This is a genomic window from Collinsella aerofaciens, from assembly GCF_005844325.1.
Taxonomy (GTDB): domain Bacteria; phylum Actinomycetota; class Coriobacteriia; order Coriobacteriales; family Coriobacteriaceae; genus Collinsella; species Collinsella aerofaciens_G.
In genome coordinates this window covers 1-9,612 of the sequence record NZ_SPFY01000043.1, presented here as the reverse complement: position 1 = coordinate 9,612, position 9,612 = coordinate 1, and the positions used below count along the sequence as shown (strand labels likewise).

The window sequence follows — 9,612 nt, the reverse complement described above, 5'->3', positions numbered from 1 at the left end:
CATGCGAACCTCCAGTCCGGACCGCTTCACGGTCCAACTTTCTGTCCGCACCCCCATCCAGGAACTATTCCACCGCAACTTAGTTTGGGGGCTTGGGGACCAGGCTAGTCTAGGCGGACCGGATCGTGGGGGCAGGCGTTGAGAATCTCGACGCCGGACTCGGTCACCAGGGCTAGGTCCTCGATGCGGACGCCGGTGCGGCCGGGGAGGTAGATGCCCGGCTCGATGGAGAAGGTCATTCCCGGCTCGATAACCTGCTCGTTGACGAGCGAAACGTCGCCCGGCTCGTGGTCCTGCAGGCCGATAGAGTGACCCAGGCGATGCGTAAAGCACTGTCCATAGCCTGCGTCTTCAATCACATCGCGCGCGGCACGGTCCAGGTCGCACATGCGTACGCCCGGCGCGATAAGCGCTTCGGCGGCCTCGTTGGCGCGGCGAACGATGTCGTAGATGCGTGCCGCCTCCTCGTCCGGCTCGCCCCAAAAGAACGTGCGCGTCATGTCCGAGCAATAGTTGCGGCGACGTCCGCCAATATCGAACAGCACTACGTCACCGCGCTTGAGTACGGTGTCATCGGGCTCGTGATGCGGGTCGCCGGCATTGGCGCCAAAGCTCACGATGGGCGGGAAGCTAAAGCCCTCGCAGCCGTGCTTACGATACAGGCCGAGCATCTGATCGGCAATTTCACGCTCCGTCACGCCCTCATGGACAAGCTTGATTGCGTCGGCCATCACGGCATCGTTGGCGGCCGAGGACGCGCGCATGAGCTCCTGCTCGGCAGCGTCCTTGTACGTGCGTGCGGCCGTCACGGCAAAGTCGCCCAGGAAAAACTCGCTGGCGGCGTGGCGCTCCATAAGCGGCATCAAAAAGCCGGAGCGCATGACGGTGTCGATGCCGAGCGGTTTGGTCGGATCGACCTCGCGAGCGATGGCGTCGGCCACGACGTCGGTATCGGTGTGATAGGCGACGCGGGCATTGTCGTACTCGGTGAGCTGGTGCAGCGCGTTGACCAAGATCACGGGCTCGCAGTCGCGTGCGAGCAGCACGCCGCAAAATCGCTCGAACATATCGGCATAAAAGCCGGTCAGGTAATAAATCGACCACGGGTCATTCACAAGCAGCTGTGCGCCGGGGTGCTGAGCCTCGAGCGCATCGAGCACGCGCGCCACACGCTGGTCATCGACATGTGCCATACATCGTCCTTTCGCTAGGGTGCCACCATGGTATCCCATACGTACTCTCATGAGTTGCGGTGAAATACGGACTGTTGAGCGACTCCAGGCCGGTAAACAGTCCGTATTTCACCGCAACTCAGGTGGGGGAATGGACGTAGCAGCAAAAGTAGTCAAAAAGCCTTGTGCCGAATTAGCATGTTTTCAAAACTATGACGGATTACGGGGTTGGATTGCACTTGGCTGTCCATGAACGAAATGGCAAAAATAAAACCGCAGGTAGAGGGCTTGTCAAAACTCAGAATTTGCCGGTATGGATAGGGGTTCTCGATTTAGCCCCGTAATCCGGCATAGTTTTGAAATGGCACTAAAGTAGGCATAGGCTAAATACCAATTCCAAGGATAGTTGCGGTGGAATAGTTCCTGGATGCCGGGGTCTTGGCGGAAATCAGGAACTATTTCACCGCAACTGCGGAGGAGGGCGGGGTGGATGGCGGGGTAGCTAAAAGAGCCCCGTCCTCAATTAGCTGCTTAGGCTGGGTCGATGTCCATGCTGGCGATGAGGTTGATGTTGGTGTCTAGGAGGTTCTTTAGCACGACGTCGCCCATGCGGATGGGGGCGTCGACGGTTAGGCCGCGGATGAGGTCCATGGCTTGGGCGTGGAGTGCCAGCGGGATGGCTTCGGCCGTGCGCACAGGCAACAGAGCCTCGTCGCCGCTGGATACGGCCACGGTGGTGGTGAACACGCGCATGGGACAGGTGAGTTCCTGGTGTGCGAACTTGTAGCCGCGCGGGCAGCTGTTGCCGGTTACGGAGTGCACCTCTACCACGGCGCCGTCTGCGCTGCGCTCGACCTTTACGGTCAGGAGGCACTCGGATGGGCAGGTGGTGCAGTTGAACTGCAACGTCTCGGTCACATTCGTGCTCATGGTCCTACGCCTCCTCTACGGGATCGACGGATAGGACAATCTCGCTAACACCCAGGTCGAGTGCGCGCTGAATCACTTTTGCCGGCAGCGGGAAGCTTTCCATTACGCTCGGTTTAAACGGGCGGACCTTTCCTGCAAACAGCTCCTTGTCGCCTGCAAGAATGCGCACGCGGGCGGTGTCGACCGGTCGGCGTACACGGAAGTTGAGCTTAGTGAGCCCGACGGTCGTAATGCGGCCTGGCAGTGCGTAGCCTGCGATGCCGGCGGGGGAGACCGTGAGTTCACAGCCCGGGCCCGCAGCGTCCGCATCGGCCCCAGCACCACAGCCCAACGCGTACGCCGCCGCAGCCGCACCGGCGCGTTCGGACTCGGTCGTCACATTGTCTGCCAGGTCGTGCACATGGAGCACGTTGCCGCAGGCAAATATGCCCGGCACGCCCGTCTGCAGACTCTGGTCCACTACGGCGCCGCGCGTACGTGGGTCCAGCTCCACGCCTGCGGCAACCGAAAGCTCATTTTCGGGAATCAGGCCCACCGAAAGCAGTAGCGTGTCGCACGGAACAACGCGCTCGGTCCCCGGAATGGGCGCCAGATGCTCATCGACCTGGCTCACTTCGACGGCTTCAACGCGGTCGTGCCCGATCACGCGCGTGACCGTGGTAGACAGATGCAGCGGAATGCCGAAGTCATCTAGGCAGTTTTTCACATTGCGACGCAAGCCGTTGGCGTACGGCATGAGTTCGTACACGCCCTCGACCGAAATCCCCTCGAGCGTGCAGCGGCGCGCCATGATGAGCCCGATGTCGCCCGAGCCCAAAATGACGGCGCGTGAGCCGGGCTTGAGGTTCTCGATATTGATGTATCGCTGCGCCAGGCCGGCCGTAAACACGCCGGCGGGTCGGCTGCCGGGAATCTTGATCTCGCTGCGGGTGCGCTCGCGACAACCCATGGCAAGGACGACCGCGCGCCCGGTGAGCTGCAACATGCCGGTGGGGCTCATGAGCGTGACGCTGTGGACCGCGGCATCTTCCGTGGACTCGCCTGAATCAATCCCAATCACCATGCTGTCCAGGAACAGCGCAATGTCGGTTGCGTGCACCTGGTCGATAAAGCGCTGCGCGTACTCGGGACCGGTGAGCTCCTGCTTAAAGTGCGACAGCCCAAAGCCGGGGTGAATGCACTGGCGGAGGATTCCGCCCAAGTGTTGCTCGCGCTCCACGATGGCCACGCGCGCGTCGGCCTTATGCGCGGCAAGCGCGGCCGCCATGCCGGCGGGTCCGCCTCCGATGACGACCACGTCGAAGGCCTGCGTAGGTACTGCCTCAACGGCATCGGTATCAATCACGCTCGATTTGAATTCCGCCATCCTAGCGCACCCCCTTCAAAGGTCCCTCAACGAGCCACGAGCCAGTGTGCTCCAGCAGCACCTCGCTAGGGTCACACCCCAGCTCGCGGGCTAGGATCGCCGCCACGCGGCTCTGGCAAAAGCCGCTCTGGCACCGACCCATGCCGGCACGGCAGCGGCGCTTGACGCCCTCGACCGAAACCGCGCCCGGGCGGCGTCGGATCGCGGCCACGATCTCGGCCTCGGGCACCGTCTCGCAGCGGCAGACGATCTGCCCCCACGCGGGGTCGGACTCAATGAGCTCTTCCTTGCGCGCAAGCGGTGTACGGTCAAAGTCGTCCGGCGCACGGCGAATCGGATCCCAATCGGCCCGCTCGCGCAAAGCAACGCCCGCCTTGCGTATCACGTACTCCATGCGCTCGGCAATGGCCGGCGCGCTCGCCACGCCCGGCGACTGAATGCCCGCCGCCTGGAAAAGCCCCGGCACCACGGCCGACTGTCCAATAAAGAAGTCGTTCGTTCCTTGAATGACTGGACGCCCGCCGGCAAATGCGCGCACCACGCGGCGCGTGTCCAGATCGGGCACCAGTTTGCGCGCGCCGGTCAGCAGCGCGTTCACATCGCTCGCATAGGTCTGCGTGTCGCCCGCCTCGCGCACGGCAGCCGTGGCGGTGATCACGGTGTTGCCGTGCACGGTGCCCGTGACGATAACACCCTTCGACACCGGCGTCGGCACGGGGTAGAGCGGCATGAGCGTGCGCGGTTCCTTGTCCAGCAGCACGATGTTGCCCTGACGCCAGACCATATGGAACTTCTCGGCGCCCGCCATATGCGAGATGTCGGCGGCGCCGTTGCCCGCGGCGTTTATCAGATAGCGGCAGCGCACGTTGCCAACGGGGGTCGCCAGTGTGAAGCGCGCGTCGTCGCCCGAGCCCGCGACTTCAATTGCCTCCACCGGTGCGGAGCGCATAAACGTCACCCCGTTCGCCACGGCGTTCTCCAGCGCGGCGATGGCAACCTCAAACGGGTCGACAAGCCCAGTCGAGGGGCACCACAACGCGCACGTCGCATCGGCACTGGCGCGCGGCTCCAATTCGTGGATGCGGTCGGGTCCGACGATCGACAGCTCGGGCACACCGTTGACATGGCCGTTGCGCCGTAGCTGCTCCAGATGCGTGCGGTCCTCGTCGTTAAAGCCCAACACCATCGACCCGGTGCGGCAGAACAGAAAGCCCAGCTCCTGGGACCAGGTGCCATACAACTCGCAGCCGCGGGCGTTGACCTGCGCCTTTACGGTGCCCGGTGCCGGATCGTAGCCGGCGTGCACCAGGCCGCCGTTGGCCTTCGAAGCCCCCAGCGCGATGTCGTTGGCCGCCTCGACCACGCAAATGGACAGGTCAAACCGCGCGAGTTGCCGTGCGATGGCGCATCCCGTGATGCCCGCGCCCACAATCGCGATATCAAACGTTTCTGCCACGGTGCCTCCCTGACGAGTTGACAGGCTGTCAATAGGACTATCCTACGGTCTGCACACCCCCAGTGCAGCGGCAATGCGGCGAACAGCCCCGCAACACCCGCCAACGGCAGGGGAGGGGAGATTCGGCAACGTCGACAACCTCGTCTGCCACCTTTGGTGTCCGAGATTTGTCTCAATCTGTAACGGTAAACAGAAGAACTGGGTTCCAGATGTTACAGATCGAGACGTTTGCCAGCCGGCCTCTCCGTTTGTCTCGATCTGTAACAGCAAGAGGGGGAAATTGGTCCTATGTGTTACAGATTGAGATTTAAAGTCAGGGAGAGATTTTCTGTCTCGATCTGTAACATTTCCGGACCGTTTTGAGGTCCAAGATGTTACAGATTTAGATGAACCTATCAGTCGGTTTCGAATGTCTAAATCTGTAACGGTTAGACCTGTTTTTGACGAGTTGTTGTTACGGATTGAGATACTGAGATTGGACATTTCCTTTGTCTTGATCTGTAACAGATAGAAGGGTTTCTGACCCCTAGTTGTTACAGATTGAGATATTTAACGGAGGGCTCACCGTTCATCTTGATCTGTAACAGTAAGAGCTGATTTTGGAGTCAAGATGTTACAGATCGAGATTGAAGTCGGGGAGGGACCCCCGTGTCTCGATCTGTAACATCTAGACCCGGATTCCGCTTCCACCTGTTACAGATTGAGATGTTTGTGTCCGCGCTAGCCCCGCCCCTAGCCGTGGTCCCATATAAACATACCCCGTGGTAAACTTGACCGGACTGTAATTATTCCGAAAGGTACACCTCAATGTCCAAGTACATCTCTGAGCTCATGTCGCCGCAGCTTATGGGCGTCATCTATGCCTTCGTTGGCTTTATCATCGCCCTGTACGTGCTGTCGGTCGTCTATGTGTTCATCGACGCTCGCCGCCGCGGCGCCAGCGCCTACGTGGCATGGGGCATCATCGCCCTCATCCCGTTTGTGGGCCTCATCGCCTATCTGGTTCTGCGTCCGCACTCCTACGCGGCCGACCGCGAGGAGCAGGAGCTGGACATGGCCCTGCGCGAGCGCCAGCTTGCCCAGTACGGCACCTGCCCGCAGTGCGGCGCCCCCATCGAGAAGGACTTTGTGGTCTGCCCCGTGTGCGACACCCAGGTTCGCAACGTGTGCCCCAGCTGCCATCGCCCGCTCGACGCGCACTGGAAGGTCTGCCCCTACTGCCGAACTCGCATCCAGTAACGCATCCATCGCCGGGCCGGCCGTAAGTCACGGGCACCGCGCGTCCCGCGCAAGCCATGCGCGCCCCACACCCCGCCCTACACGATGAAGCATGCGTAGAAAATCGCCCGCCGTGCCATTAAGGTGCGGCGGGCGCTTGTATACCAAGGCAACCTGCCTATAATGATGCAAGTCAAAAACGCCGAGCGCATCGCACGCACTTGCATCAGGCATCCGAGAGGAGAAAACATACCCATGAAGGCACTCTACAATGACGGTTCGGTGGCCGAGCTCCCGCAGGACGAGGTCACGCACGTCATCCGCCACTCTGCCGCGCACATCATGGCGCAGGCCATCAAGCGCCTGTACCCCCAGGCCGACTTTGCCTACGGCCCCGCGACCGACAACGGCTTCTATTACGACGTCGACCTGCCCGAGGGCGTCAAGATCAGCGAGGACGACTTCCCCGCGATTGAGGCCGAGATGAAAAAGATCGTCAAGGAGAACCTCAAGTTCACCGTGTACGAGAAGCCCCGCGCCGAGGCCATCGCACTTATGGAGGAGCGCGGCGAGAAGTACAAGGTCGAGCACATCGGCGACCTGGACGACGACGCCCGCATCACCTTCTATCAGCAGGGCGACTACATCGACATGTGCGTCGGCCCCCACATCTGCTACACCAAGGCCCTCAAGGCCTTTAAGCTCACCGGCGTCTCGGGCGCTTACTGGAAGGGCGACAAGGACAACAAGATGCTCACCCGCATCAACGGCGTCGCCTTTGCCACCAAGGAAGAGCTCGACGAGCACATGCACATGCTCGAGGAGGCCAAGAAGCGCGACCACCGCAAGATCGGCCGCGAGATGGACCTCTTTATGATGCGCGACGAGGCCCCCGGCTTCCCGTTCTTCCTGCCCAACGGCATGATCCTTAAGAACACGCTGCTGGACTACTGGCGCGAGATCCACCACAAGGCCGGCTACGTGGAGATCTCCACGCCGCTCATCATGAACAAGCAGCTGTGGAAGACCTCGGGCCACTGGGACCACTACAAGGACAACATGTACTCCACCGTCATCGACGACGAAGAGTACTGCATTAAGCCCATGAACTGCCCGGGCGGCGTGCTGGTGTACGCCTCCAAGCCGCACTCCTACCGCGAGCTGCCCATTCGCGCCGGCGAGATTGGCTTGGTGCACCGCCACGAGCTGCGCGGCGCCCTGCACGGCCTGTTCCGCGTGCGCTGCTTTAACCAGGACGACGCCCACCTGTTTGTGCGTCCCGACCAGTTGACCGACGAGATCGTGGGCGTGGTTAACCTCATCGACTCCGTGTACCAGAAGTTTGGCTTTAAGTATCACGTCGAGCTTTCCACCCGCCCCGAGGACTCCATGGGTTCCGACGAGGACTGGGCTCGCGCCGAGGAGGGCCTGCGCACCGCTCTGGAGCAGCTGCACATGGACTACGAGGTCAACGAGGGCGACGGCGCCTTCTACGGCCCCAAGATCGACTTCCACCTGGAGGACTCGCTCGGTCGTACCTGGCAGTGCGGTACCGTCCAGCTCGACTTCCAGATGCCGCTCAACTTTGACCTGGAGTACGTGGACGCCGACGGCACCAAGAAGCGCCCCATCATGCTGCACCGCGTATGCTTTGGCTCCATCGAGCGCTTCATCGGTATTCTGATTGAGCACTTTGCAGGCAAGTTCCCCACTTGGCTGGCTCCCGTGCAGGTCAAGGCACTTCCCGTCTCTGAGAAGAGCCGCGACTACGCCCACGAGGTGTGCGCCAAGCTGGAGGAGGCCGGCATTCGCGTGGTCTGCGACGATCGCGACGAGAAGATCGGCTACAAGATCCGCGAGGCCCGCAGCATCGACCGCGTGCCCTACATGCTCATTCTGGGCGAGAAGGAGGTCGAGGCCGGCAACATCTCCGTCCGCGATCGCTCCAACGAGACCGTTCAGATGAGCGTTGACGAGTTTGTTGCGAAGGTGCTCGAGGAGATCAAGACCCGCGCCTAAGGCAAACTTCATAACAATTAACAAAGGCGACCGTCCACGAAGGGCGGTCGCCTTTTTTCATGCCGAAATAAGAAAAGCCGCTGGTTGAGCGGCCTTTTTTGTTGCACAAAAAGGTACAGGTTTTTGTATCTTTCGACTGACGACATTATACGAGCAATTAATCAGCGTTTACCCAGATTACGCAAAATGTACTGCCAGTAGGTGCATCTCCATACCCCTCTATAAAAACCTGTACTTTTGCGACTGCGCCTAGCTGCGAGCGAGAAGCCTGTTCTAAACGCCCCTGCATTTGCGTGTGCCGCAAAGCAAGAAAAGGGGGCGAGGACATGGAGCAGACGGCACGGCGCCAAGAACAGCTGCCGGGCGCATTTAACGGCGCCAGCACCAACAGCCAGCACGGCCGCGTCCGCTGGTATTTGGTTCACACCCCCAATGGAAAAGAGCGCGAGACCTGCGAAAAGGTCCGCCACATTATCCCGCACGAGCTGATGCAGAACGCTTTTGTGATGCAAAAGGAGTTCTGGTTTAAGCGGGACGGCGCCTGGTCGCTCCAAACCAAACCTATGTACAAGGAATATTTCTTCGTCGCCACGCACGATGCCGCCGCGCTTGATAGGGCTTTGGCCCAGTTGAGCTTTGGCTGTCGCATCGCCGGTAGTAGGGAGCGGGCGTACATGCCCATGCCGGACGATGCACAGAACTGGTACCGCAGTGTGCTAGACGACGACGGCGTGGTGCGCAACAGCATTGCGCGCATAGAAGACGGCGTGTTGCACATAGAGCAGGGCCCCTTGGTGGGGCAAGAGGCCCGCGTTAAAAAGATCGACCGTCATAAGCGCTGGTGCCTGGTAGACGTGGGCGAAGGCGACTCCGCTTTTAGGGAGCTGCTACCGCTCGACGTTCCCAGCAAAACGTAAGGGAGACGTTGCACCAGCTATTCGTTCGCATTTTGAATTTGCCGATTGGGGGATCCCTGGACAACGGGGACGTAAGTTTGACTGTGGCTGCTAAAGAAGTAACAGAGAGCAATGTGTCCGCGGGGGCGGCGCTCATTGCTCAGGCCATGGACCGGCGCGAGGGCGCCGGCCGGTACAAGGCCATGCAATCCGTCATGGAATGGGACAACTCGCGCTTGGCATACCGCACCGTCAAGCGCGCCTTCGATATCGTGTTCAGCGGCTGCGTGCTGGCCGTCATCGCCGTACCGAGCCTGGTGCTCGCCGCGGCCATCCGCCTGGAGAGCGAGGGCAACCCCTTCTACAGCCAGATCCGCGTGGGCCAGACCCACCGCGACGGCAGCCTGTCCACCTTCCGCATGTGGAAGTTCCGATCCATGTACAAGGACGCCGACGAGCGCCTCGCCGAGCTCAGGGAGCAAAACGAGATCAGCGGCGCCTGTTAGCGTCAATATAATTTTCACCATTTCCACCAACGCATTTTCGCCAATCGCG

Annotated in this window: 8 protein-coding genes; 4 read left to right on the top strand and 4 right to left on the bottom strand. The window is 60.8% G+C overall.

The features are described 5' to 3' along the window. Positions 1 to 104 precede the first annotated feature (104 nt). From FGQ61_RS09350 to FGQ61_RS09335, 4 genes are all read right to left on the bottom strand, one after another. Positions 105 to 1,193 carry a M24 family metallopeptidase gene (locus tag FGQ61_RS09350; protein ID WP_138375348.1) on the bottom strand — a complete coding sequence of 363 codons (1,089 nt, stop codon included), beginning with the start codon at positions 1,191 to 1,193 and terminating at the stop codon, positions 105 to 107. Between the two features lie 510 nt (positions 1,194 to 1,703). Further along, positions 1,704 to 2,102: a DUF1667 domain-containing protein gene (locus tag FGQ61_RS09345; protein ID WP_138375347.1), complete on the bottom strand. Its 399-nt coding sequence runs from the start codon at positions 2,100 to 2,102 to the stop codon at positions 1,704 to 1,706. 4 nt (positions 2,103 to 2,106) lie between these two features. Further along, positions 2,107 to 3,468 (bottom strand): NAD(P)/FAD-dependent oxidoreductase, encoded by a 1,362-nt coding sequence (locus FGQ61_RS09340; RefSeq protein WP_138375346.1) that lies wholly within the window; start codon positions 3,466 to 3,468, stop codon positions 2,107 to 2,109. Between the two features lies 1 nt (position 3,469). Then, the gene (locus FGQ61_RS09335) at positions 3,470 to 4,924 is read right to left on the bottom strand and encodes an NAD(P)/FAD-dependent oxidoreductase (protein ID WP_138375345.1); all 1,455 of its coding nucleotides are present in this window, start codon (positions 4,922 to 4,924) and stop codon (positions 3,470 to 3,472) included. Positions 4,925 to 5,731: 807 nt separating this feature from the next. Between FGQ61_RS09335 and FGQ61_RS09330 the strand changes: the two genes are divergently transcribed. From FGQ61_RS09330 to FGQ61_RS09315, 4 genes are all read left to right on the top strand, one after another. Next, positions 5,732 to 6,163, top strand: a complete 432-nt coding sequence (locus FGQ61_RS09330; protein ID WP_006234085.1) for a double zinc ribbon domain-containing protein — start codon at positions 5,732 to 5,734, stop codon at positions 6,161 to 6,163. Between the two features lie 234 nt (positions 6,164 to 6,397). Then, positions 6,398 to 8,161, top strand: coding sequence for a threonine--tRNA ligase (thrS, locus tag FGQ61_RS09325; RefSeq protein WP_117743626.1), 1,764 nt, complete (start codon positions 6,398 to 6,400; stop codon positions 8,159 to 8,161). 326 nt (positions 8,162 to 8,487) lie between these two features. Further along, positions 8,488 to 9,078, top strand: a complete 591-nt coding sequence (locus FGQ61_RS09320; protein ID WP_138375344.1) for a hypothetical protein — start codon at positions 8,488 to 8,490, stop codon at positions 9,076 to 9,078. An 83-nt stretch (positions 9,079 to 9,161) separates the two neighbouring features. Continuing rightward, positions 9,162 to 9,563, top strand: coding sequence for a sugar transferase (locus tag FGQ61_RS09315; protein ID WP_249360976.1), 402 nt, complete (start codon positions 9,162 to 9,164; stop codon positions 9,561 to 9,563). Positions 9,564 to 9,612 lie beyond the last annotated feature (49 nt).